The organism is Streptomyces sp. NPDC088261 (genome assembly GCF_044740805.1).
Taxonomy (GTDB): domain Bacteria; phylum Actinomycetota; class Actinomycetes; order Streptomycetales; family Streptomycetaceae; genus Streptomyces.
Genome location: NZ_JBIURL010000019.1, coordinates 96165 through 119744 on the forward strand (window position 1 = coordinate 96165; position 23580 = coordinate 119744).

Annotated in this window: 23 protein-coding genes; 12 read left to right on the forward strand and 11 right to left on the reverse strand. The window is 72.1% G+C overall.

The genetic code is table 11. From position 1 onward, the window contains the following. Positions 1-87 precede the first annotated feature (87 nt). Positions 88-1545, reverse strand: coding sequence for an LCP family protein (locus ACIODU_RS29005; protein WP_401771232.1), 1458 nt, complete (start codon positions 1543-1545; stop codon positions 88-90). Between the two features lie 221 nt (positions 1546-1766). Then, complete coding sequence (locus tag ACIODU_RS29010; RefSeq protein WP_401771234.1) at positions 1767-2534, reverse strand: TIGR03089 family protein; 768 nt, start codon at positions 2532-2534, stop codon at positions 1767-1769. A gap of 137 nt (positions 2535-2671) precedes the next feature. Here ACIODU_RS29010 and ACIODU_RS29015 point away from each other — a divergent pair, with 137 nt between their 5' ends. Both ACIODU_RS29015 and ACIODU_RS29020 read left to right on the forward strand, forming a co-directional pair. Next, on the forward strand, positions 2672-4144 hold the full coding sequence (locus ACIODU_RS29015) for an N-acetylmuramoyl-L-alanine amidase (RefSeq protein WP_401771237.1): 1473 nt from the start codon (positions 2672-2674) through the stop codon (positions 4142-4144). A gap of 102 nt (positions 4145-4246) precedes the next feature. Further along, positions 4247-5329 carry a sugar phosphate nucleotidyltransferase gene (locus ACIODU_RS29020; protein WP_401771240.1) on the forward strand — a complete coding sequence of 361 codons (1083 nt, stop codon included), beginning with the start codon at positions 4247-4249 and terminating at the stop codon, positions 5327-5329. A gap of 856 nt (positions 5330-6185) precedes the next feature. On the opposite strand, the gene ACIODU_RS29025 is transcribed toward ACIODU_RS29020, so the two are convergent. From ACIODU_RS29025 to ACIODU_RS29035, 3 genes are read right to left on the reverse strand one after another with little or no spacing between them, the layout of a single operon-like run. Next, entirely contained in the window at positions 6186-6389 is a 204-nt protein-coding gene (locus tag ACIODU_RS29025; protein ID WP_401771241.1) for a DUF397 domain-containing protein, read from the reverse strand. Between the two features lie 14 nt (positions 6390-6403). Beyond that, entirely contained in the window at positions 6404-6604 is a 201-nt protein-coding gene (locus tag ACIODU_RS29030) for a DUF397 domain-containing protein (protein ID WP_356430637.1), read from the reverse strand. After that, the gene (locus ACIODU_RS29035) at positions 6601-7437 is read right to left on the reverse strand and encodes a helix-turn-helix transcriptional regulator (protein ID WP_356430638.1); all 837 of its coding nucleotides are present in this window, start codon (positions 7435-7437) and stop codon (positions 6601-6603) included. Before ACIODU_RS29035 ends, ACIODU_RS29030 begins: the two co-directional genes overlap by 4 nt. 107 nt (positions 7438-7544) lie before the next feature. Here ACIODU_RS29035 and ACIODU_RS29040 point away from each other — a divergent pair, with 107 nt between their 5' ends. The 5 genes from ACIODU_RS29040 to ACIODU_RS29060 are packed head-to-tail and all read left to right on the forward strand — an operon-like array spanning position 7545 to position 9523. After that, positions 7545-7757, forward strand: a complete 213-nt coding sequence (locus ACIODU_RS29040) for a hypothetical protein (RefSeq protein WP_401771245.1) — start codon at positions 7545-7547, stop codon at positions 7755-7757. Next, a complete protein-coding gene (locus ACIODU_RS29045) occupies positions 7750-7965 on the forward strand; it encodes a hypothetical protein (protein WP_401771248.1) in 216 nt (71 codons plus the stop codon). The genes ACIODU_RS29040 and ACIODU_RS29045 overlap by 8 nt, the downstream gene beginning before the upstream one ends. Then, positions 7962-8159 (forward strand): hypothetical protein, encoded by a 198-nt coding sequence (locus ACIODU_RS29050; RefSeq protein ID WP_161313059.1) that lies wholly within the window; start codon positions 7962-7964, stop codon positions 8157-8159. The genes ACIODU_RS29045 and ACIODU_RS29050 overlap by 4 nt, the downstream gene beginning before the upstream one ends. A 14-nt stretch (positions 8160-8173) precedes the next feature. Next, entirely contained in the window at positions 8174-8395 is a 222-nt protein-coding gene (locus ACIODU_RS29055) for a hypothetical protein (RefSeq protein WP_401771250.1), read from the forward strand. Positions 8396-8425: 30 nt separating this feature from the next. Further along, entirely contained in the window at positions 8426-9523 is a 1098-nt protein-coding gene (locus tag ACIODU_RS29060; RefSeq protein ID WP_401771252.1) for a DNA-3-methyladenine glycosylase family protein, read from the forward strand. A 48-nt stretch (positions 9524-9571) separates the two neighbouring features. Here the strand turns inward: ACIODU_RS29060 and ACIODU_RS29065 are convergent, their stop codons facing one another. Both ACIODU_RS29065 and ACIODU_RS29070 read right to left on the reverse strand, forming a co-directional pair. Further along, the gene (locus ACIODU_RS29065; RefSeq protein WP_401771254.1) at positions 9572-10183 is read right to left on the reverse strand and encodes a DUF6879 family protein; all 612 of its coding nucleotides are present in this window, start codon (positions 10181-10183) and stop codon (positions 9572-9574) included. Beyond that, positions 10176-10445, reverse strand: coding sequence for a hypothetical protein (locus ACIODU_RS29070; protein WP_161313062.1), 270 nt, complete (start codon positions 10443-10445; stop codon positions 10176-10178). The genes ACIODU_RS29065 and ACIODU_RS29070 overlap by 8 nt, the downstream gene beginning before the upstream one ends. An 88-nt stretch (positions 10446-10533) precedes the next feature. Here ACIODU_RS29070 and ACIODU_RS29075 point away from each other — a divergent pair, with 88 nt between their 5' ends. Both ACIODU_RS29075 and ACIODU_RS29080 read left to right on the forward strand, forming a co-directional pair. Continuing rightward, the gene (locus ACIODU_RS29075) at positions 10534-10947 is read left to right on the forward strand and encodes a hypothetical protein (protein WP_401771257.1); all 414 of its coding nucleotides are present in this window, start codon (positions 10534-10536) and stop codon (positions 10945-10947) included. Then, the gene (locus ACIODU_RS29080) at positions 10944-13127 is read left to right on the forward strand and encodes a tetratricopeptide repeat protein (RefSeq protein WP_401771259.1); all 2184 of its coding nucleotides are present in this window, start codon (positions 10944-10946) and stop codon (positions 13125-13127) included. The genes ACIODU_RS29075 and ACIODU_RS29080 overlap by 4 nt, the downstream gene beginning before the upstream one ends. Positions 13128-13229: 102 nt before the next feature. Here the strand turns inward: ACIODU_RS29080 and ACIODU_RS29085 are convergent, their stop codons facing one another. The 4 genes from ACIODU_RS29085 to ACIODU_RS29100 all read right to left on the reverse strand — a co-directional run bounded on the left by ACIODU_RS29085 (position 13230) and on the right by ACIODU_RS29100 (position 16752). Further along, positions 13230-13769: a hypothetical protein gene (locus tag ACIODU_RS29085; protein ID WP_356430656.1), complete on the reverse strand. Its 540-nt coding sequence runs from the start codon at positions 13767-13769 to the stop codon at positions 13230-13232. A 145-nt stretch (positions 13770-13914) separates the two neighbouring features. Continuing rightward, positions 13915-15219 carry a coenzyme F420-0:L-glutamate ligase gene (locus ACIODU_RS29090; protein ID WP_401771262.1) on the reverse strand — a complete coding sequence of 435 codons (1305 nt, stop codon included), beginning with the start codon at positions 15217-15219 and terminating at the stop codon, positions 13915-13917. Then, the gene (gene cofD, locus ACIODU_RS29095; RefSeq protein ID WP_356430660.1) at positions 15216-16172 is read right to left on the reverse strand and encodes a 2-phospho-L-lactate transferase; all 957 of its coding nucleotides are present in this window, start codon (positions 16170-16172) and stop codon (positions 15216-15218) included. The genes ACIODU_RS29090 and cofD overlap by 4 nt, the downstream gene beginning before the upstream one ends. Positions 16173-16251: 79 nt before the next feature. Continuing rightward, positions 16252-16752, reverse strand: a complete 501-nt coding sequence (locus tag ACIODU_RS29100; protein WP_401771264.1) for a cysteine dioxygenase — start codon at positions 16750-16752, stop codon at positions 16252-16254. Between the two features lie 721 nt (positions 16753-17473). Here ACIODU_RS29100 and ACIODU_RS29105 point away from each other — a divergent pair. The 3 genes from ACIODU_RS29105 to ACIODU_RS29115 all read left to right on the forward strand — a co-directional run bounded on the left by ACIODU_RS29105 (position 17474) and on the right by ACIODU_RS29115 (position 23553). Continuing rightward, positions 17474-17737 carry a WhiB family transcriptional regulator gene (locus tag ACIODU_RS29105; protein ID WP_014046372.1) on the forward strand — a complete coding sequence of 88 codons (264 nt, stop codon included), beginning with the start codon at positions 17474-17476 and terminating at the stop codon, positions 17735-17737. 285 nt (positions 17738-18022) lie between these two features. Next, a complete protein-coding gene (locus tag ACIODU_RS29110) occupies positions 18023-21958 on the forward strand; it encodes a glycosyltransferase (RefSeq protein ID WP_401771267.1) in 3936 nt (1311 codons plus the stop codon). Continuing rightward, positions 21955-23553 carry a DUF5719 family protein gene (locus ACIODU_RS29115; RefSeq protein ID WP_401771269.1) on the forward strand — a complete coding sequence of 533 codons (1599 nt, stop codon included), beginning with the start codon at positions 21955-21957 and terminating at the stop codon, positions 23551-23553. Before ACIODU_RS29110 ends, ACIODU_RS29115 begins: the two co-directional genes overlap by 4 nt. The last annotated feature ends 27 nt before the right edge of the window (positions 23554-23580 follow it).

Sequence of the window (23580 nt, forward strand, 5' to 3'; positions counted from 1 at the left end):
GTGACACATTGCACGCTCCTTATAAGCGGGCAATACGCCTATTCCTCATCGAGTTCTCACCGGGCGCCCTTCACTTTGGCGCCGGCTTTACCCGCACATCCCCACCGCGGCATTCGTGCCCGAGAACGTCGGGCTCTCGTCCGGGCTCTCCGCGGGGCGTTCGGAGGGCTTCGCCGTTGACGCCGCCCCCTCGCTGTCCGCCACCACCCCGGTGTCCCCGTCGTCCTTCGCCTCGACGGAGATCGGGGAATCGTCGCGCAGCGCCTCGAAGAGCTTGTCGGCCTGAGGCTGTACCAGTTCGTCCCGGTTGCGGTTGCCCGAGTACGGTTGCCGCGGAGCCGTGAGGAACTGCACCTTTTCCGTCGGTACGTCCCGCATGGAACGCGCCAGGTCGTAAAGGTCCTTGAGGGTGTTCAGCCCGGGGTCAGTGGTGACGGACTTGGTCGCCGCGTCCAGCACCGGGTAGAGCCGCGTCGGGTTGAGCAGGACGCCGTTGCTCTGCACCTTCTTGAACAGCGCGCCCAGGAACCGCTGCTGCCGGTCCATGCGCTGCGTGTCGCTGCCGTCGCCGATGCCGTGGCGGCTGCGCACGAACCCGAGGGCCTGCTCGCCGTTGAGCTTCTGGCGGCCCTTGGGGAGCTTGAGATGGGCGTCCACGTCGTCGACGGGCTCCGCGAGGCAGACCTCGACGCCGTCCACCGCGTCCACCATGTCCTTGAAGCCACTGAAGTCGATCACCATGTGGTGGTCGATCCTGATGCCAGTGAGCTTCTCGACGGTACGGATGGTGCAGGCGGCGCCGCCCAGCTCGAACGCCGAGTTGAACTGCCCGAACTGCGCCCGGCTGCGGGAGCCGTCCGCCTCGCGGCAGCTCGGGATGTCCGCCATCAGGTCACGCGGTATGGAGACGGCGGTCGCGCTCTCCCGGTTCGCGGCGAGGTGCAGCAGGATCACGGTGTCGGAACGCTGCGAGCCGCCGTCGTCCCTGCCGTACTCGTCGTTCTCACCGGCCCGGCTGTCGGAGCCGATCATCAGGATGTTCGTCGCGTCGGTGGCGACGGGGACGGGACGTTCCTTCTCGTACGTGCGCAACTCGGAGGCGGCGGTGGTGTCCGTGGTGATGTTGCCGTCGAGCTTGCGGTAGAACCACCAGCCGGCCGCGGAGACGCCGAGCAGGACGACCGAGGTGCCGATGGCGGTCCACCGCAGCCAGTGCCGCCGCCGGGGGCGGGGGTGGCCGGGCTCGCTCGCGGCATCGTTGTCGGCGGAGAGTGTGTCGGCGGGCGCGACGGGCGCGATGGGCAGCGCGGAGGCGCCGGAGAGTGGCAGCTTCTCGCTGTCGGTGCTGTCGGTGCTGTCGTTCGTGTCGCCGTCGCCGTCGCCGTCGTCGGCAACCGGTGCCGCTCCCGCGCCGGCTTCCGCCTCGGGTGGCGGGGACGCCGTCGCACTCTCGTCAAGCCCAGGCGTCCCGCCCTGCGGCTCGTCCTCGGCCGGGTTGTCCGGTTCGGCCGGGGTGCCGGCACTGTCGGTCACGTCTGCGTCCATCCTTCAAGGCGTCGGCGGCGCGCTGAGCCGCCGGTTGCAGGGGTAGACGGGCGAACCCCGCGCTTGGTTGTGCGATGTGCCGCACGTTTCGCCGATCATGTCGTGCGATACACGTTCCCTGCCGAGGGCTCGGCACGCAGTGCACCGCACGGGTTATCGGCGGAAGGGATTGTCCTACCGATATGTGAAAGGCCGGTTAACGCGGCACACGCGGCTCGGGGTCACACCGCCCGGTCGGTCACCCGCTCGCTCTCGACCCGCTTTTCGAGGCTCTCCGCCGGCAGCTCCCCGAGATTCCGGCAGAGCACGACCGACCCGCCCGCCGCGAGCGGCGCGAACAGCCCGGCCGAGAGGCCTTCCCAGGTGTCGTACGCGAGCCCCGACAGCACCCGCGACCCGGGCCCCAGGCCCCGTACCCCGGCGTCCGCGCGGGCGCGCGCGACCAGACCGGCCCACGTCAGCTCCGTACCCGCGGAGCCACCGCCACCGATCACCAGCGCGGGCGCGTCCGGATCCACCGGGGCGTACGGCGCGAACCGGTCGCCCTGCCCCGGCACCTCCACGGCGTAGTCGGCGAAGCCCGCCGGGGCCGCCGGGAACCGGCCGCCCAGCGGGCGCAGCGCGAGCGCCACCCGCTCGCCGCCGCACGCGCGTGCGGCGTCCAGCGTGTCGGGCCCGCTGACCACCAGGTCCGCCGCGCCCGGGTCGCCGCCGATCTCCACGGTCACCCCGACCGACGCGCAGGCGAGCAGCCACACCGCGCTCTGCCAGTGCGCGGGCAGCAGCAGCGCGAGCCGGTCGCCCGGCTCCGCGCCGAGGTCGCCCTGGAGCAGATTGGCCGTCTTGGACACCCAATTGGCGAAGGTCGCGACGGACAATTCGACGCGCTCTCCGGTGGCATCGTCGTAGAAAGTGACCAAGGGGCGGGCGGGATCCGTGGCGAGCGCGGATCGCAGCAGGTCGGCGGGGGTGCGGTCGGTGGCGTTCACCCGGGAAAGGGTACGTGGCCCGGCGAGCGGCCCGCCGCCGTACCGGTGACGGGGTCCACCGGTCGGCCCGATGGCCCGTCAGTTTTCCGCGGGTTTCTGGACGGGCGGCGGCGACAGGACACGCCGACGATCTTCACATGCGTGCCTACCTTGCTTCTTCGATCGGCGTCGCGTGTACCGCCGCGCTGGTCCTGCCCCTGTCCCTCCCGTCCGGCGCGGTCGCCTCCCCCCAGGCCCCCGTGCCCCCCGCGGCCGTCGCCCAGGCCGCTCCCCGTACCGTCCCCTCCGCCGGCGCCACCCCCGCCGTGGCGGGCTCGACCCAGTCGCTCCCGCTGACCGCGCTCGCGACGGACCGCGCGTCCGGCGCCGCCTCGGTCCAGGGCGTGGCCCGGCGGGACGTACGGCCCTTCTCGCTCCTCGGCGTCGTCTGGGACAGCGCCGACGACGAACTGAACGGCACCGTCCAGGTCCGCACCCGCGCGGCCGGGACGCGGGTGTGGTCCGGCTGGCTGGACCTGGAGACGCACAACCAGGAGCACGGCGCCGACCTCGGTACGGAGGAGCGCTCGGCGGCCACCGTCCACGGTTCCACGGCCCCGCTGTGGGTCGGCAACTCGGACGGCGTCGAGCTGCGCGTACGCGCCGTGGAGGAGGCGGGCCCCAAGGGCCCGGCCCGTCCGCTGCTGCCGCAGGGGCTGCGGCTGGAGCTGGTCGACCCGGGCGCGGAGCCCCCGGCGGCGATGGAGCCGGCGAGCGGCCCGCAGGCCGGCCGCCCCGACGGCCCGTCGGGCACCCCCGGCATCCCGGCGGTGCCCGGCACCGTACCGGGCACGGCGGGCACGCCCTCCGAGGAGGAGCGCATGCCGGTCGCCATGACGGCGGGGGACGCGGCCAGTTCGGCGGTCAACGCGGATCTGGCGGAGCTGGGCGCGACCGAGATCGCCGCCGAGTCCAAGGCGCAGACCGAGGCCGACCTCGCCGACCAGGTCGGCTTCGCGCAGCCGTACATCGGCGCCCGTCCGCGCATCATCACCCGCAAGGGGTGGGGCGCGGACGAGAACCTGCGCGAGCGGAAGTTCGGCTACACCAAGTCGGTCAGGGCCGCGTTCGTGCACCACAGCGCGACAGGGAACAACTACACCTGCGGGCAGGCGCCCTCCGTCCTGCGCGGTATCTACCGGTACCACGTGCTGAGCAGCGGATGGCGCGACATCGGCTACAACTTCGCCATCGACAAGTGCGGAAACATCTACGAGGGACGCGCCGGTGGCGTGGCCAAGCCGGTCATGGGCGCGCACACGCTCGGTTTCAACACCAACAGCGTGGGCATCGCCGTTCTCGGCACGTACAGCACCACCAAGCCGCCGGCGGCCGCCACGACCGCCATCGCCAAACTGACCGCGTGGAAGCTGGGGCTCTACGGGGTCAACCCGCGCGGCAAGTCCACGCTGACGTCCGGGGGGAGCAACAAATACAAAAAGGGCACGAAGGTCGCGCTGAACTCCATCTCGGGTCACCGGGACGGCTTCGTCACCGAGTGCCCGGGCAGCCGGCTCTACGAGAAGCTCGGCACGACGCGTACGACTTCGGCCAAGTACCAGGGCCGCTGAGGAACGTACCGAACAGGCCGCGTGCGGCTGCCTAGACTGGCCGGTCATATGTATGACGTCGCGTATGCGGGGCCGGCCCCAGCAGGAAGCAGAGACGACACGGTGACAGAAGCGATCCTCCTGGTCGGCGGCAAGGGCACCCGGCTGCGGCCGCTCACGGTGCACACACCCAAGCCGATGGTGCCGGCGGCGGGCGTCCCGTTTCTCACGCATCAGCTGGCCCGCGCGCGGGCGGCGGGGGTCGAGCACGTCGTCCTCGCGACCTCGTACCTCGCGGAGGTCTTCGAGCCGTACTTCGGCGACGGCTCGTCGCTCGGGCTGCACCTGGAGTACGTGACGGAGCGCGAGCCGCTCGGCACGGGCGGAGCCATCCGCAACGTCGCCGGCCGGCTCCGCTCGGGCCCTGACGAGCCGGTCCTCATCTTCAACGGCGACATCCTGACGGGCCTCGACATCAAGGCGCTCGTCCGGACGCACGAGGTGTCGGGGGCGGACGTCTCGCTGCACCTGACCCGGGTCGAGGACCCGAGGGCGTTCGGGCTGGTGCCGACGGACGCGGGCGGGCGGGTGACGGCGTTCCTGGAGAAGCCGCAGACGCCGGAGGAGATCGTCACCGACCAGATCAACGCGGGGGCGTACGTCTTCCGGCGCTCGGTCATCGACTCCATCCCGGCGGGGCGGCCGGTCTCGGTCGAACGGGAGACGTTCCCGGACCTGCTGGCGTCCGGCGCGCACCTCCAGGGGATGGTCGACTCCACGTACTGGCTGGACCTGGGGACCCCGCAGGCGTTCGTACGGGGCTCCGCGGACCTGGTCCTGGGCCGCGCCCCGTCCCCGGCGGTCCCGGGCCGCCGGGGCGACCGCCTGATCCTCCCGACCGCCTCGGTCGCCGCCGACGCGAAGCTGACGGGCGGCACGGTGGTGGGCGAGGCGGCGGTGATCGGCGAGGGCGCCCGCGTCTCGGGCAGCGTGGTGCTGGCGGGGGCGGTGATCGAGGCGGGCGCGGTGATCACGGACTCGCTGGTGGGCGCGGGGGCGCGGGTGGGGGCCCGCACGATCCTGTCCGGCGCGGTGATCGGCGACGGCGCGGTGGTGGGCCCTGACAACGAGCTGCGCGAGGGCGTAAGAATCTGGTGCGACGCGATCCTCCCGGCGTCCTCGATCCGCTTCTCGTCGGACACGTAGCGACTGCCGCCGCGCCTGGCGGCCGGGTGGTTGTCCTCAATCGCCGGACGGGCTGGGGGGCGTCGCGTGCGTGGCGGCCGGTTGGTTGTCCTCAGCCGCCGGACGGGCTCGGGGCGGCTGCGTACCCGGCGGTCCGGTGGTGTCCTCAATCGCCGGACGGCTTGAGACCGCCGCGCGCCGGGCGGTCCCGTGGTGTCCTCAATCGCCGGACGGGCTGGATCACGCCCGTCCGGCGATTGAGGACATTGGTTTCCGCCCGTGGGCGGCGCAGGTTCGACGGGTGTCGACCGGGGGGCCGCGCCCGCCCAGCGCTTTCCCGCCCGCGGGACGGCGCCGAGTGCCCCATCAAGCCCGTCCGGCGTTTGAGGACAACAGTTCCGCCCACGGGCGGGGCGGGTACTGCGGGTGTGCACCGGGGCCACACACATCCCGCGTTTTCCCGCCTACGGGCCGCTGCCGAGGACCCCTATCAAGCCCGTCCGGCGTTTGAGGACGTCGGCTTCCTCCGGTGGGCGGGGCGGGTTCGAAGGGCGTGGACCGGGGCGTTGCCCGCCCAGCGTTCTCCCGCCTGCGGGACGGCGCCGAGGGCCCCATCAAGCCCGTCCGGCGATTGAGGACAACGGTTCCGCCCGACGGGCGGGGCCCCGCCCAAGGCGCCGCGCAGCCGGCGCAGACCGGGGCCCGGGGGCCTGCCCCCGGTTTCGGGAAGGGGCGGGGTGGGGGAGAAGCCACGCCGCCCACGGCCACCGCCCACCCCCATCAGTGACCCGGCCCCCCGTGGCAGGCCGCGTACCCCGGCCCAACGCACTGAGCCCCGCCCGTCCCTCAAAAGGAACGGCGGGGCTCAGCGGGTGAGTTACGCCCCCGCGCGACCGTTGCGGGCAAGGTCGATCAGCCCGGCGAAGGCGGCGGGGGTGAGGTTCAGCTGCCCGGCGCGGCGGTCTTTGGAGTCGCGCACGGGGACGATGCCGTGTGTGGCGGCCAGATTGGTGGCGACCTCGACGCAGGCGCCGCCGTTGGAGCTGTAGGAGGATGTGAACCAGCGGGGGGTTTCGTTCATCACGAAGTGCCCTTTCACGCGTCGCTGTTGCGGGCGAGGTCGATGAGCCCCGCGAAGGCGGCAGGAGTCAGTGTGATTTGCCCGGCGCGGTGGTCTTTGGAGTCGCGCACCGGGACGATGCCGTGCGTGGCAACGAGGTTGGTGGCGACCTCGACGCAGGCACCGCCGTTGTCGCTGTAGGAGGATGTGAACCAACGGGGAGACTCGGTCGTCACGGGGTGCCCTTTCGTAACTGGTTGATCATGGCTACAGATGCCGCCTGCGACAACGCTTCGGCCTGTAGTTGATGGTAGGCCGTAAGCATTGGCACGACGGAGGTGCCGTCGCGTTCAAGATGCCCTCTCTGGGCCGACTCGGCGTACGACATGAGCGACCGATCTGACATCGTCAGGATGTAGAGCGGCAGATTGAACGTGCGGCGAGCGCCCATCTCGTACGGAGCGACTTGAAGCACCGTGTTCGGCAGATCGGCGAACTCGACCAGTCGCGCCAACTGCGCTTCCATCACTGCTGGTTCGCCGATGGGCCGGCGGATGCAGCTTTCGTCCAGCACCACGAAGACCAGTGGCGAGCGTGGCCGAACGAGCGCGGCTTGTCGCTCCGCGACGAGCATCAACCGCTCGCGCGCCTGGTCCGGAGTGATCGCTCCCCGTTTCAAGGCGCTGTCGGTCAATACGGATGCGTACTCCGGAGTCTGCAACAACCCGGGAATGATCCCGATCTCGAACAGCCGTACTTCCGCAGCCCGGCCTTCGTACCCGATGTACTCCGGGAAGCCCTCCAGCAGCGAGCCGTTCCGGATCTCCCGCCACTGACGTTCGAACGTGTCAGCAGTGTCGGCAGTCCCGAAGGCAAGATCAACGCTGCGCGAGAAGCGAAGAGTTGGCATCTTGCGACCAGTTTCCACGGCTGAAATGTGTGTGCTGGAATACTCCGTCCGCTCCGCGAGCTCCTCCTGTTTCCAGCCGCGAGCCTCGCGGTAACTGCGGACCCGCGCCCCAAAGGCGGCTGCCGGGCTGCTGTCCGGGTTCAACTCCTTGATGTTCAACGCCCCGACACCGACCTTTCGCTCGTTCCTCACAGGTTGAAGGCATATCAACTCTAGGCCACGCTGAACTCGCTTGGTAGCGGAATGGCTACGGAGAGGAGTCGGCTGTGCTGAACAACCCCCCTGCCCCCGAGCCCGACGACGGGCCGGGCAACGACCGGGACCACGATCCGGACCACGAGCTGGCCGCCCTGATAGACGCCGGCGGATTCTGGCGGCTGGCGCCCGAGTGGGTGCCGCGTACCGGCTACGCCGAGCCAACGCCCGCCCTGCTGCGGGACGTTGAGGCCGGACTGCGAAGGCGGTTGGCGGGTGAGTGACACCGACACTCATGCCGACACCCCCGCCGACGTACACCACGACGCGAACGACGACCGGTCGTTCAGCCCGACCATGCGGCGGATCCGCCCTCTCGTGGCGGCGGCGAACCGGCGGAGCCGGGGATGGGATCCGGTCGCCGACCGGGAGCGGTGGGAGCCGGCCGCCGAAGAGGAACCCGACGAGATGCGGCGGAAAGGCACGCCATGAGAGGCACGGACGCTCGGACGACGCAGTACGTAGCGGGCACGGTAGGAGACGACCTCCTCACCGTGCACGAACTCAAGGTCGTCACGGACGGCGACGACCACACCACGCTGGAGCCCGTCTGCCCCGTGGCCAACGTCGACCCCACGCAATGGCTGCGAGCCGTGAACTGCCCGCATTGCCTCGCGGCCCGCTGAACGGGGGGAAAGGGGTGACCGGGGGAGAAGGGGACGTCCCGTGGTGGGTGGAGTACGGCGGGGTGCAGGACGAGAACACGGGCGTCGTCGCGTTCCCCACCGTCATCACCACCTTCACGGCGGACGGCGCGATGCTCCAGCGTCTCCAGTGTCTCCGGCGACCCGGCCCGGAGGCACGGCGGAGAGACGGGGCGGCGGAGCACACTCCGGGGGCCACCGCCTACCCTCATCAGTGACCCCGCCCCCGACGAACCCGGACACACCCCGTGGCAGGCCGCTTCGCCCCCCGCCCCCGCACCGCCCCGGCGCTTCCCGCCGCGCCGGCGACGCTGGCCGCCCCGGCGACCCCGATCGCCCCGGCGACCCAGAAGATCGCGCCCACCCCGACCGCCCCGGCGCCCCACACCGCCCCAGCACCCCACACCACCCCAGCGCCCCCACCCGCCGACGGCCTCCGCCGACGCTGGACCCCGCCGGACAACGCCCCGTACGACCTGGCCCTCGCCCTCGGCCCGCTCCGCAGAGGCTCCGGCGACCCCACGTTCCTCGCCGCCACCGACGGCACGATCTGGCGCGCCACCAAGACACCCGCCGGCCCCGCCACCCTCCGTGCCGCACACCACCACGGCGGAGCCGTAGACGCACAGGCCTGGGGCCCCGGCGCCGAGTGGCTGCTCGACCACCTCCCCGACCTGCTCGGCGCCTCGGACGACCCCGCCACCTTCACCCCCCGCCACCGCGCGGTCCTCGCGGCCCACCGCAACCGCCCGGGACTGCGCCTCTGCCGTACGAACCTGGTCCTGGAATCCCTGATCCCGTCCGTCCTGGAACAGAAGGTCACCACCGTCGAGGCGTACCGCGCCTGGCGCCTCCTGGTACGGAAGTACGGAGACCCCGCCCCGGGCCCCGCGGCCACCCGCCTCCACGTCATGCCCGACCCCCGCACCTGGGCGATGATCCCGTCGTGGGAGTGGCACAAGGCGGGTGTGGACGCCAAACGCTCGTCCACGATCCTGCGGGCGGTCCGCGTGGCCCGCCGCCTGGAGGAGGCCGTGGCGATGGAACCCGAACAGGCCACCGCCCGCCTCCAGTTGATTCCCGGCATCGGCCCCTGGACGGCCGCCGAGGTGATCCAGCGCACCAACGGCGCCCCCGACGCCGTCACCGTCGGCGACCTCCACCTCCCCGGCATCGTCGGCCACGCCCTCGCGGGCAACCGCCACGCCGACGACGAGGAGATGCTGGAACTCCTCGCCCCCTACGCCGGCCACCGCCACCGAGCGGTCCGCCTGATCCTCCTCAGCGGCCACACCCCCGCCCGCCGAGCCCCCCGCATGCCCCTGCGAAACTTCGCCGGCATGTGAGGCCCGGAAGCCCCCGGAAGCAAAGCGGAGCCACCGGAGCCACGGAAGTCACAAGCTGACGGTCGGCGCGGGGAGGGGAGCGATCTCGCGGGCGAAGAAGTCGCCGTACTCCTCCGCCTGCTCGTAGAGCGCGTCGAAACCCGCCGAGGTCTCCTCGATCAGTGCCCGGTCGGTGAACCGGTTCGCGCCCGCCGCGTTCCCGTCGTCGTCGTACCGCACCTCGAACATGACCACGTCGCCGAGGATCACCACCTCGGGCACGGGCCGGTGCTTCTCGATGTCGGCGATCGTACGGGCGTCGAGCAGCCGGATCCGGTCCCCCACCTCGACCCGCAGACGCAGGACGTGCAGTTCCCACTGCACATAAGGGGTCACGGGGAATTCCACCACCCTGAGGCGGCGCTGGAGCATCCCGGCGCGCTCCGCCTCCTCGACCTGCTGGACGTAGGCGTCACGCCTCTCCTCGATCAGGGAGAGGGACGTGTCCCACTGTCCGGCCGCGAAAGCCTCCCAGCTCGCGAAACCGCGTTCCTTGAAATTCTGCCCGCGCTCCAGCTTGTTGAGATGCCGAATTCCGCTTTCGAGGGCGCGGTAGTACTCCTCGTGGTAGCGCGGACGGTCGAGGCGCGTCGAGACTCCCTCCGGGAACGAATCAAACATGGGGAATGTCCGGCTTCGCCGCGATGAGCATGCTCCTGGGGATCACCACGAGCCGTTCGTCGGGACCGATCGAGACGCCGGCGGGCAGCTTCGTACCGAGCGAACCCGACAGATCCCTGCCGATGACGGCGACATCGCCGTTCTCCAGCTCCCACATGTCGGGGCAGTCGGGAGTGTCGGACGTGACCCCCAGTTCCTGCGGGGACTTACCGATCCTCCTGAGGAATGTCGTCTCCGGATCCGCTTCCCATGATCTCGCCACAACCCACTCCTCGGTTCGGTCCGGTACACCAAATGACGTCATTTCGATGTACGTTGAGTGTGCCGTACCGGCTGACACGGGGAGAGTTGTGGACCCGGAAATCACCTCACTCGCACAGGCCGGCGGAGCCGCACTCGTGGCCTTGATGGCGTCCGACGCCTGGCAGGCGACCCGCGAGGGAGTCGTGGGGCTGTGGCGGCGTGCGCAGCCGCACCGGGCCGACGCGGTCGCCGCCGAACTGGACGCGGGTCAGGCGGAGGCCGTGGCGGCCACGGGCGCCGGCGGCGAAGAGGTGCTGCGCGAGCTGCGCGCCGAATGGCAGGGCAGGTTACGGCGGTTGCTCGTCGCCCGGCCCGACGCCGCGGCGGAGCTGCGCGGGCTGCTCGACGAGATCGCCCCGCAGGCACCGGTGGACCCTCCTGTCGTCACCCAGCGCGCGACCGCTTCCGGGCAGGCCCGGGTCTACCAGGCGGGACGAGACCAGCACATCACCGAGCGATGAGCGGCTCCATGGACGGCCGCGCCGAGGACGACGGCCGCGTCTATCAGACGACAGGTGACCAGCACATCACGGAACACCACCACCACTACGCGGGAAGCGGCCCGGCCCCCGGGGGAGGACCGGACTCCGTCCGCCGTCCGGCAGTGGGCCGCACACCTCTGGCGCTGCGTGACCGTGGCGAGGTGCTGGCGCGGTTACGGGAGGGCCTGGCGCCGGGCCGTGGCGCCCGGACGTACGTTCTGCACGGCATGGGAGGCTGCGGCAAGACCGCCGTCGCGCAGGCGTTCTTCGACATCGCCACCACTGAGTACGGCCGGGTGGGGCTGTGGGTCAACGCCGCCGACCGGGCCGCTCTCCGAGCGGGGATGCTCGCCGCCGCGGCCGATCGGGGCGCTCTTGACGGGGAACTGCTCGCCGCTCACCAGGGACACCGCCCCGCGGCGGATCTGGTCTGGCACTACCTCGACAGGTCCGCGGTGCCCTGGCTTCTGGTGCTCGACAACGCCGACGACCCGGCGATCCTCCGCGATGGTGGCTGGCTGCGCGGCAGCACGCGCGGCACCGTTCTGGTCACCACCCGTCGCGCCGCCGCCCGCTGGTGGCCGGGTGCGGAGTTGCAGCACATCGGTGTGCTCCCGCGGGAGGACGCCGCCCGCGTGCTCTGTGACCTGGCCCCGCACAGCGGCACGATGGCACAGGCGGCCGAGGTCGCCGACCGGCTGGGACGGCTGCCCCTCGCGCTCACTTTGGCGGGCGGTTTCCTGGCCCACCAGGTGATCGACCCCTGGACGATGGACCACTACGGAGGCCGGCTCGAAGGCGACGGAGCCGTCGGACTCATCGACCGGGGGGCGGACGTCCTGAGCGCCGAGGATCCACGGCATCTGGTCGGCCGGACGTGGCAGTTGACGCTCGACTCGTTCGAGGCACGTGGACTGCCCGAAGCGGTCGCGCTGTTGAGACTGCTCGCCCGGCTGGCTCCCGAGCCGTTGCCGCTGTCCGTGCTGAACCGTCAGGACATCGGCGCTGTCCTTCCCCTGACCCGCGCCGACGCCGCACTGACGGCGCTGCTCGACCATTCGCTGACCCAGCTGGTGGATCTCGACGGCCTGCGGTGCGCGCACAGCCATGGAGTGCTCCTCGACAGTGTCGCCGCCGCCACGCCTCCGGCGGACCTCGCCGTGCTCCATGCCACAGCCGTCCGGCTGCTGGACGCCGCCGTACCGTCGGTCCCCGACGCCGGACCGTACGACCCACGACTGCGACTGCTCGCGCCGCATTGTCTCGTTCTGCTGCGCAGGACCACCGAGCCGGCCGGCACCGAGGACGCGTTGCGCGTGGCCACCCGGCTGGCCGTGGCACTGCACCGTACCGGTGACTACCTGTCCGCCTGGGAAACGGCCGGCGCGGCCGCCGGCCTCGCGGCAAGGACGCTCGGCGAAGAACACCGGCTCGTCCTCGCGGCTCGGGCGAGGACCGGCCGTTCGCTCTTCCGGCTGGGACGGTACGAGGAAGCGGAACGGTTGCTTCGCCGGGTCCGGGACACCCAACTCCGCCTGCTCGGCGCCGACGACCCGGACGCCCTCGACAGCGGTCAAGGGCTGCAACTCGTGCTCGGCAACAACGGAAGACGCGAAGAGGCCGTTACCCTCCTCCGGTCGGTCGTGGCAGGCCGGCAGGCGGTGCTGGGAGCCCGGCACCCGGCGACCCTGCGCTCACGTGTGAGCCTGCTGGCCATGCTGTCGGCGGCCGAAATCGCGGCGGAGGCCGATGCGGAAGGCGAGGACGTGGGCGACAACGCCCTGCTGGCCGTGCCCCAGGTGTGCACCCTGCACCTGGGCCCCGATCACGCCGTCACCCTGAGCGCCAGGCACAATCACGCCCGCGCCCAGTTCGTGCTCGGCCGGTACAGGGCCGCCGATGACGAGGTCCGACAGGTCGTGGAGGACTACCGACGCGTCCTCGGGCCTGACTACCCCGCCGTCCTGGCCGCGAGACAGTTGCACGCCCAGACCCGGGCCGCACTGGGGTACGTGGACACCGGCATCGAGCTCATGGCCGAGGTTGTCGTCGGACGCGAGCGCAGCCTGGGTCCGGCTCACCACTTCACGGTGGTGAGCCGGGGCCTGCTGGAGGAGCTCAGGTCCGGGCGGTGGCGGCCGCCTTCCCCGCCGGAATGAGGCCGGGGAAAGGTGACGTGAATGATGCCGTCCGGTATGACAAGCAGACAGAAGTCGAGTCCGTGGCGCGGATGACCGGATTGTTCAGGGCAGGAACGTCATTCATTCCTCTTCGTCCGAGCGGGACAGGGCCTCCGCGACCATGCGGGTCGCGAAGTCGGGGTCCTCGGTGATGCGGTTGATGTGTTCCGCGAGGAGGAAGGTGGTGACCTCCAGGGGGGTCATCTCCTGCTCCGTCCAGTCCCCGTACTGCTTGCGCCACAGGTTGGGGCTCAGGCCCGTGCCCGCCGCGATGACCAGGCCCGCCATGATGGGGATGGCCTCCGGGCGGACGCTCCTCGGCATCCGGCGCATCGAGGCGACGAGGGTCGGCACCACGTACTCGATGACGTCCTTGTCCACGTCCTCGTGGGCCTTCCGCAGCCACGTCATGAACATGTAGATGAGCGTGCACGCGCCGTCCAGGACGTCGTTGGCCCCCTCGGGGCCCAGGGACGCGGTGAACTGGTCGATCAGGGCCTGCTGTTCGGGGTCGGTCCCGGTTCTGCCGTTGTGGACCGCCTTGAGCTGGGAGTCGATCAGCATGAGCGCCGCCCCCACATCGCCGACCGGGGCGTGCTGGGGGCTGAGGGGCGACGACACAGGGTTCCTCCCGGAGCGGCTGCGAGGGTGGCGCGTTGTCGCGCGGAGTCGCGCGGCGTGTACGTACAGCAAACCGTAGAGGCGGCGGGGTACGGCTGTTTCACGCCTTTACGCCGTACGTCGCCCCCGCCGCGCCTACCATGCGTCAGCGCACCTCGATGAACGCCCCCGCCTCCCGCGCCGGACGGGCCTTCGGCGGCGCCGCCGCGTGGCCCACCGCGACCGCGCCCATCGGGTCCCAGCCCGGCGGCAGGCCGAGGACGTCCCGGACCACCTCACGGCAGAACATCGTCGACGAGACCCACGCCGAGCCCAGGCGTTCGCCCGCCAGGGCCACCAGGAAGTTCTGGACCCCCGCGCCCGCCGCGACCACGAACATCTCGCGCTCCGCCGCGTCCCGCCGCGCGTCGCCGTAGGTGTGGGCGCCGTCCATCACCAGGCACGGCACGACCAGGTACGGCGCGGTACGGAGGAAGTCGCCGCGCCGCACGCGCTTCGCGATGGACTCCGGGGACTTGGCGTCGCCGCGCAGGTCCGCGATCCACGCGTTCCGCATCGCGTCCAGCAGCCGCAGCCGCGACTCGGCGGACTCCAGGAGGACGAAGCGCCACGGTGTCGTGTGGTGCGGCGCGGGCGCCGTGACCGCCGCCGCCACCGCGCGGCGCACCGCGCCCGGGTCGACGGGCTCGTCCGTGAACTCCCGTACCGTACGGCGCTGCGTCACCGCTTCCCGTACGGCCTCCGACGTGCCCAGCCGGAACATGTCGTCCGCCGCCACCCGCACCATCGCCCGCGCGCCCTCCGCCGAGGACGGGTCCGTGTCGCCCACCAGGTGCGGCAGACCGCTCACCACCGCCACCGGCAGCCCCTCGGCCTTGCCCTTCACCAGGTCGCCGGCCGCGGCCAGTTCGTCCGCCAGCGCCACCACCGTCGCGCTCAGCGGGTTGCCGTGCGCGTCCGTCCCCCCGCGCAGGTCGTCCAGGACCCGCACCCCCGCCGCGCCGATCGCCACATCCGTCAGCCCGTTGCGCCAGGGCCGCCCGAACGTGTCCGTGACGAGCACCCCGACGTCCACCCCGAGCGTGTCCCGCAGCCCGGCCCTGAGCGTCCGCGCCGACGCGTCCGGGTCCTCCGGCAGCAGCAGGACCGTGCCGGGCGCGGTGTTCGAGGCGTCGACGCCGGCCGCCGCCATCACCAGGCCCTGCCGGTTCTCGACGATGCGCAGCGGGCCGCGCCGCGCCACCACCCGTACCGTCTCCGCGTCTATCGCCGCCTCGCGGTCCGCCGCCTCCAGGATCCGGCCCTCGGCCTTGGAGACGATCTTCGAGGTGACCAGGAGGATGTCCCCGTCGGCCAGCTCCGGTTCGGCGGACGCGATCAGCTTCGCGAGGTCGTCGCCCGGCCGGACCTCCGGCAGCCCCGGCAGGGCCCGTACGCGGAACGACGTCATGCCCGCACCTCTTCGGCCAGCGCCAGCGCCTCGCGCGCCATCGCGGCGGTCGCGTCCACGTCCGTCATCATCAGCGGGATCGCGCGCGCCCGGATGCCCGCGCCCTCGATGCCTGCCACCGCCGCCGCGTCCACGGTGTCGACCAGCCAGCCGTCGAGCAGCCCCGAGCCGTAGTGCTCGGCGACCGCCGTGGCCGTCGACTCGACACCGATCGCCGCGAGCACCTTGTCGGCCATGCCACGCACCGGCGCGTCCCCGACGATGGGGGAGAGGCCGACCACCGGCACCCCCGCGTCGGCGATGGCCTCCCGGATGCCGGGCACGGCCAGGATCGTGCCGATGCTGACCACGGGGTTGGACGGCGGGAAGAGGATGACGTCGGCGGCGGCGATCGCCTCCAGGACCCCCGGCGCCGGCTTGGCCTGCTCCGCGCCGACCGGCACGACCGCGAGCGCGTCCACGGAGGCGCGCATCTTCACCCAGTACTCCTGGAAGTGCACGGCCTTGCGCTCGCCGTCGACCTCGACGGCCACATGCGTCTCGACCCGGTCGTCCGACATCGGCAGCAGCCGCACGCCGGGCTGCCAGCGGGCACAGAGCGCCTCGGTGACGGCGCTGAGCGGATAGCCCGCGCCCAGCATCTGCGTACGGACGATGTGGGTGGCGAAGTCGCGGTCGCCGAGGCCGAACCACCCGGGTCCCACTCCGTACGCCGCCAGTTCCGCCTTGACCTGGAAGGACTCGTCCGTACGCCCCCAGCCCTGCTCCTCATTGATGCCACCGCCGAGGGTGTACATCACCGTGTCGAGGTCGGGACAGACCTTCAGCCCGAACAGATGGATGTCGTCACCGGTGTTGCCGATCACCGTCACGTCCGCGTCGGGCGCGGCCTGCCTGAGGCCGCGAAGGAAACGGGCGCCGCCGATGCCGCCGGCCAGAACCACAATGCGCATGCACCCATCGTGTCAGGCCGGTCGGACATTCCCGTCCCGGAGGGGTCGCCTCACCCCTTCCGCCCCCCGCCGGACTTTCCTACGCGTGTACGGCCTTCTCAGCCTGCGGCGCGCAGCTCGCCGCGTGCATCGGCATCTCCGTCAGCCCGGGGAAGTAGATGTGCAGGCTCACGGCGGGGCCGATCGTGTCGTTGACGACGTCGTGGACGTACCCCGGCGCGAAGACCCGTTGCGCGCCGGGCGCGAGGGTACGGGCGCCGCTCTTCGTACGCTCGGTCAGCTCGCCCTCCAGGACGGTCAGGACGCCGGAGGACCGGCCGTGGTCGTGCGGGCCGCTGCCCTGTCCGGGCACCCAGGAGAGCAGCCACACCTCGTACCCGGGGCCGGTGCGCAGCCGGTGGTACCAGCGGGTGGTGGTGTCGTACCGGACGAGCGGGGCCCACTGCGCGCGGTCGGCCGCGAGCGTACGGGCGAGGCCGGCGAACTCCGCCACCGTGGCGGGGTGCTCACGCGGGGGGCGGAGCAGGTGCAGGACCTCGAGGAGGTCGCCGGCGATCTGGAGGTCGCTGTCGCTGTTCATGGGTGCGGTGGTTCCTCGGCAGGAAGAGCGGAGAGCCGTCGGACGCCCGGACACGCGGGAGTGACGGCCGAAGTGGCAACTGCGGCAACCGGGAGTGCGGTGCGGCAGAGGGGAAAAGCCGGAGCGCTGCGGCGTCAACGACGCCGGGGCATCAACAGCAGGGCATCAACAGCGGGAGAAAGACGGACAGCAACAGCCGGCCTGGGCAACGCTGCGGAATCCACGGACGTGGGTCGCGGTGTGCACGGCGATCGCTGGCATGTCACTAAAGGTGGCGAATCTGGTTGCCACTGTCAACTCAATGCCCGATTTGGCGGTAATGTTTCACCACATCCGGTTACTCCGAGCGGAGAAAGGTTTGTGCGCCCGCACGCGCGGAGACATGGCGCAGCAACCGCCTACGCAAACACCGTCGCACCCTCGTGATCGGACTGTGATCCGGATCGCTTCCGCAGCCGGATCGGCACCAACCTCGGGGCCCGTGACGTCTCTCCCGGAGAGGGGAGGGGGTGGGCGCGGGCAGGCCAGTGGCATGTGTCAGGTTTTTGGTGATTTGAACACTTTCCGCATAGCCTTGGTTCCGCAGAGTGAATACCGGGCCCAATAGCAGATCTCCGCTTGACTGCCCCGGAGCCACCCACTTGTAATTTCACTCGTGTCGTTCGGCCGGATTCGGTAGCGGCCACCGCACGGGGACGCAAAAGACAGACGAGGGGCGCACATGACCGAGCTGTTCCAGCAACTGCTGGTCGAGGACGCGGACGAGGAACTCGGCTGGCAGGAGCGCGCCTTGTGCGCCCAGACCGACCCCGAGTCCTTCTTCCCGGAGAAGGGCGGTTCCACCCGCGAGGCCAAGAAGGTCTGCCTCGCCTGTGAAGTCCGTTCAGAATGCCTTGAATACGCCCTGGCCAACGACGAGAGATTCGGTATCTGGGGCGGCCTGTCGGAACGTGAGCGTCGGCGATTGAAGAAAGCCGCCATCTGATCGCGATCCGATCGCGATCGGATCGATTTCTTTCGTTGTTGGGCTTAGCGGCTTACCGGCTTCCTGTCCGATCAGCGTCCGATCAACGCGCGGCGCACCACTCCGGCCTGACAACCGGTCCACGTGACCAATCCGCGCAAACCCGCACGTAGGGAACGGTCCGCGGTCCGCGACAACATCGCGGGCGGCGGACCGCCATGGTGTCAGCCGTTAGTGTGGGGCCCCGTCCGAGACGCATCAACGCCCCTTCGGGGCGACCCCCCGGCCGGAGGGCCCGTTACCTCAATGTCCCCCACCAACGCCGCGTTCGTTCCCGCCACCGCACCCGAGTTCCCGCGCCACGTCGTGACCGCGGTCCTCGTCGCCCATGACGGTGCGCGCTGGCTGCCCGACGCCCTCGCCGGGCTGCTGGGCCAGGAACGTCCCGTACAGAACGTCATGGCCGCCGACACCGGCAGCGCCGACGACTCCGCCCAGCTGCTCACCGAGTCACTCGGCGACGACCGGGTGCTGCATCTGGCCCGCAGGTCCGGATTCGGTACGGCGGTCGAGGAGGCCGTGCACGCCGCGGGGACGCTCACCCCCGACGACCTGCCGTACCTGAAGCGGCCCAGCGGCTGGGACCCCGAGACCAGGACCTGGCGCGACGACACGTACGACCTGCCGGAACTGCCGCACGGCGAACCGGTCCAGTGGCTCTGGCTCCTCCACGACGACTGCGCGCCCGACCCGGCCGCCCTCGCCGAACTGCTGCGTGTCGCCGACTCCGACCAGTACGCCGCGATCGTCGGCCCCAAGCTCCGCGGCTGGTACGACAGGAAGCAGCTTCTCGAGGTCGGCGTCTCCATCGCCAACAGCGGGCGCCGCTGGACCGGCCTCGACCGGCGCGAACAGGACCAGGGCCAGCACGACCAGGTCCGTACCGTCCTCTCCGTCTCCAGCGCCGGCATGCTCATCAGACGCGACGTCTGGGACGAACTCGGCGGCTTCGACCGCGCCCTCCCCCTCATGCGCGACGACGTCGACCTCTGCTGGCGCGCGCACGCCGCCGGACACCGCGTGCTCGTCGCCCCCGACGCCGTCATGCGGCACGCGGAGGCCGCCGCCCGGGAGCGCCGTACGGTCGACTGCGCGGGACGCTCCGTCGTCAACCCGCACCGCGTCGACAAGGCCGGCGCCGTCTACACCATGCTCGTCAACGCGCGGGCCGCCGTCCTGCCGTTCGTCTTCTTCCGGCTGGTCCTCGGCACCCTCCTCCGTACCGTCGCCTACCTCGTGGGCAAGGTGCCGGGCCAGGCCGTGGACGAGGTCATGGGGCTCTTCGGCACGCTCCTGCGCCCCGGACGGATCCTGAGCGCCCGGCGCGCGCGGGGCAGAGGGGTCACCGAAGCCTCCGAACTGCGCCCCCTCTTCCCGCCCCCCGGCGCCACCATCCGCGCGACCGTCGAACAGGTCGCCGGCAGCCTCGGCCGGGACACCGACACCGACGCGGGCGGCTCCCGCCACGGCGTCGTCGAGTCGGGACCCGGGGGCGAGGACGCCGACTTCATGGAGGTCGAGCAGTTCGCCCGCCTCAAGAAGCTGGCCCACAAGCCCGGACCCGTACTCTTCGCGATCCTCCTGCTCGTCTCGCTCGTCGCCTGCCGCTCGCTGCTCGGCGGCGGAGCGCTGGCCGGCGGCGCCCTGCTGCCCGCCCCCGGCGACGTCTCGGACCTCTGGTCCCGGTACGCGGACGGCTGGCACCCGGTCGGTACGGGCGGCACGCAGACCGCGCCGCCCTACCTCGCCCTCCTGGCCGCCCTCTCCGCGCTGTTCCTCGGCTCCACCGGCTTCGCGCTGACCCTCCTGCTCGTCTGCTCGGTGCCCCTGGCCGGCGTCACCGCCTACTTCGCCTCCCGGCCCCTCACCGAATCGCGGCTCCTGCGGGCCTGGGCGAGCGTCGCGTACGCCTTCCTGCCCGCCGCGACCGGCGCCCTCGCCACCGGACGGCTCGGCACGGCCGTGCTGGCCGTCCTGCTGCCGCTGATCGCCCGCGCGGCGGTCAGCGCGTACGGACTGCGGTCCGGCGCCGGCGGCGGCTCGCGCGCGGGGGACGACGAGGACGACGAGTGGCAGGACAAGCCGGAGACTCCGGTACGGGGCAGCTGGCGCGCCACCTGGGCGTACGCCTTCCTGCTCACGCTCGTGACCGCCTTCACCCCCGTCGCCTGGCCGCTGGCCGTGGTGCTCGGCATCATCGTCCTGGTGCTGCGGCGCCGCGACCTCGCCGCGTACGGCGTCCGGGTCCTCGCCGCCCTCGGCACCCCCCTCCTGGTCCTGGCGCCCTGGTCCCTCTCCCTGCTGACCGACCCCGCCGCCTTCCTGCGGGAAGCGGGCCTGGAGTTCGGTACGGGATCGGCCTCCGCGCTCGATCTGCTCGGCATGAGCCCCGGCGGCCCCAAGACCGTCGGCGGCATCGTGCTCCTCGGCGTCGTCCTGGCCGCGCTCGCCGCTCTCCTGCGCGGTGAGCGGCAGTTCGCCGTCCGCGCCGCCTGGGTCGTCGCGATCGTCGGACTGGTCTTCTCCGTCGTCACCAACAACTCCGGCTGGGCGGGCCCCGCCACCCTCGTCTACGGCCTCGCCCTGATCGCCGCCGCCGTCGTCGGCGCGGAGGGCGCGCGCGAACGCGTCACCGCCCTGAGCTTCGGCTGGCGCCAGCCCGTCGCCGCGCTCGTCGCCCTCGCGGCGGCCGTCGCCCCCCTGCTGTCCGTCTTCGCCTGGATGATCAGCGGCGCCGCCGGACCGCTGGAGCGCCGCGACCCGGTCCAGGTGCCCGCGTTCGTCGCCGAGGAGTCCATCACCCGCGACCAGCCCCGCACCCTCGTCCTGGACGGCACCACCACCGCCGAGGTCTCGTACGCCCTGGTCCGCGGCTCCGGCAGCCGCCTCGGCGACGCCGAGCTGACCGCGTCGGGCGGCAGCGACCAGGGACTCGACAAGGTCGTCGCGAACCTGGTCGCGGGATCGGGCGCCGACCAGACCCAGCAGCTCAGCGGGTACTCGATCCGCTATGTGCTGGTACGGGACGGCGCGCCGCGCGAGATGGGCCGCGTCCTCGACGCCACGCCGGGTCTGAGCCGGCTCAGCCAGTTGGACGGCAGCGCGCTGTGGCGCGTTGACCGCCAGATCTCGCGGGCCACGATCGTCAGCGGCTCCGACGCCGGGAACAGCGCCGACGCCGCGGCGGACGCCGAACCGCTGGCCGTGGCCGCGGGCCCGGTCGAGGCGCACACCACCGTGCCGGCGGGCCCGGCGGGACGCGTGCTGCGCATCGCGGACCGCGCCGCCGAGGGCTGGCAGGCCACCCTCGACGGGAAGCCCCTGGTCAAGCAGACCGTGGACGGCTGGGCGCAGGGCTTCGAACTGCCCGCCGCCGGCGGCCGCCTGGACCTCACGTACGAGGACCCGATCACCCACACCGCGTGGATCTGGGCGCAGGGCGCGCTCGCCGTGGTCCTGCTGGTGCTCGCCCTGCCGGGGCGCCGCCGGGAGATCGACGACGACCTGCCCGAGGAGGAACTCGCCGTCCCCGCACAGGCGGTGGAGGGCGAGGGCCGCAGGGCGCGCAGGCTGCGCGCGGCGGCGGAGGCCGAGGGGGAGCCCCTTGGCGGGCCGGACGCGGCCGGGGCGGCCGACGCGGGGGAGGTGCCCGGCCGGCTCGGTCTGCCCGAGCAGCGGCAGCCGGTCCAGGAGCCGGGAGACACGCCCGGCGTACCCCCGGCGCCCGCCGCGCCGCCCGTCCCCGACGACCCGTACGCGGCGGTGCCGCAGCAGCAGGCGTACGGCGAGTGGGACGGCCAGGCGTACGTGGAACCGCGGTACGCGGCCTACCAGGGCGACCAGCACCAGGCCGAGCCCTACCCGGCCGGCCAGTACGCGGGCGACCAGTACCAGCAGCCGTACCAGCAGTACCCCGACCAGCAGCAGTACCCGGACCAGCAGCAGTACCCGGACCCACAGCCGTACGGCGACCAGCAGTACCCCGCCCAGCCGTACCCGGACCAGCAGGCGTATCCGGACCAGCAGCCCTACCCGTACCCGCGGGGAACGTACGAGGAGGGGCAGCAGCCCCCGCCGTACGACCCGGCTCTCTACGACCCGTACGGCTACGGGCAGCAGCCGTCCCCCGAGGGCCCTGACCACGAGCGGCGTCCGCGCCCCGACGGGAGCACCGACCAGTGAACCGTACGACTCTCTCCCTGATCGCGGCCGCGACCGCCCTCGCGGCGGTCACCGGATTCGCCTCCCTGTCCGCGCCCGCCGACGACGGGAAGACGGCGGCGGCGGCGACGCCGAAGCTGCTGCCCGTGGAGCGGACCAGCCTGGTCTGCCCCGCGCCGAGCGTCTCGGACCTCGCGGACACGACGTACACCTCGTTCACCCCGGCGGGTGACACGCCGGGCGGGAGCACGACGGGCACCGCCGGACTGCTCGCGTCCTCCGTCCCGCCGGCGGACCCGGACGCCGCTGCCACGGACGACAAGACGGACGAGAAGGGCACGGACGAGAAGGACACGAAGGACGACGCGAAGAAGGACGGGGACAAGAAGGCCGGGGACAAGAAGGCCGACGCGCCGGCGAAGGCGTTCCTCACCGTGAAGGCGCCCGGCACCCCCGTCTCCAAGACCGCCGACGGCGCCGACACCCCGGCCCTGGTCGGCACGGCCACCGGCCGCCTCGCCCCCGGCTGGACCACCCAGCAGTCCACCGTGGACTCGGTGGGCGGCGCGCGCGGCCTGCTCGGGCTGTCCTGCACCGCGCCCGACACCGACTTCTGGTTCCCCGGGGCCAGTACGGAGAAGTCCCGGCAGGACTACGTCCACCTCACCAACCCGGACGACAGCGCCGCCGTGGTCGACGTCGAGCTGTACGGGAAGAACGGCGCGCTCAAGTCCGAGGCGGGGGAGGGCATTCCGGTACCGGCCCGCTCCAGCGTCCCGGTGCTGCTCTCCACGCTGACCACGGAGGCGTCCGAGGACGTGACCGTCCACGTCAGCACCCGTACCGGCCGGGTCGGCGCCGCGGTCCGCGCGGCCGACGACACGGCGGGCAGCGACTGGCTGACGACCTCCGCCGACCCCGCGGGCACGCTGGTGCTCCCGGGCATCCCGGCGGACGCGACCGACGTCCGGCTGGTGGCCTTCGCGCCCGGCGGGGAGGACGCGGACCTGAAGGTCCAACTGGCGGGCGCCGACGGCACGATCACCCCGGCCGGCAAGGAGAGCCTGCACGTCAAGTCGAAGATGACGGCGTCGCTCGACCTGGCCGACGTCACGAAGGGCGAAGCCGGTTCGCTGATCGTCAGCCCGGCGCAGAGCAACAGCCCGACGCCGGTGGTGGCGGCGCTGCGAGTCGTACGGGGCAAGGGAAGCGATCAGGAGATCGCGTTCATCCCTGCGACCGGTCCCATCACCGCCCGCGCGAGCGTGGCGGACAACCGGGCGAAGGGCTCCACGCTCTCCCTGACCGCGCCGGGAGCGGCGGCGACGGTGAGGGTCGTTGCCTCGGCCGGCAGCGGCGGGGGCGAACCGGCCGAGAAGACGTACACCGTCAAGGCGGGTACGACCCTGGACGTCACGCCGCCGGTGCCGGGCGGGCTGAAGGGGCAGTACGCGCTGACGGTCGAGCCGCGGTCGGGCGGTCCGGTGCACGCGGCGCGGATGCTGGCGCTGCCGGAGGACGGCGTTCCGATGTTCACGGTGCAGACGCTGCCGGACGACCGGGGGACGGTGTACGTACCGACGGCCAAGGAGGATCTGTCGATCCTGGGCGACTGAGGTGAGGACGCGCTGTCGGCCGCGTCG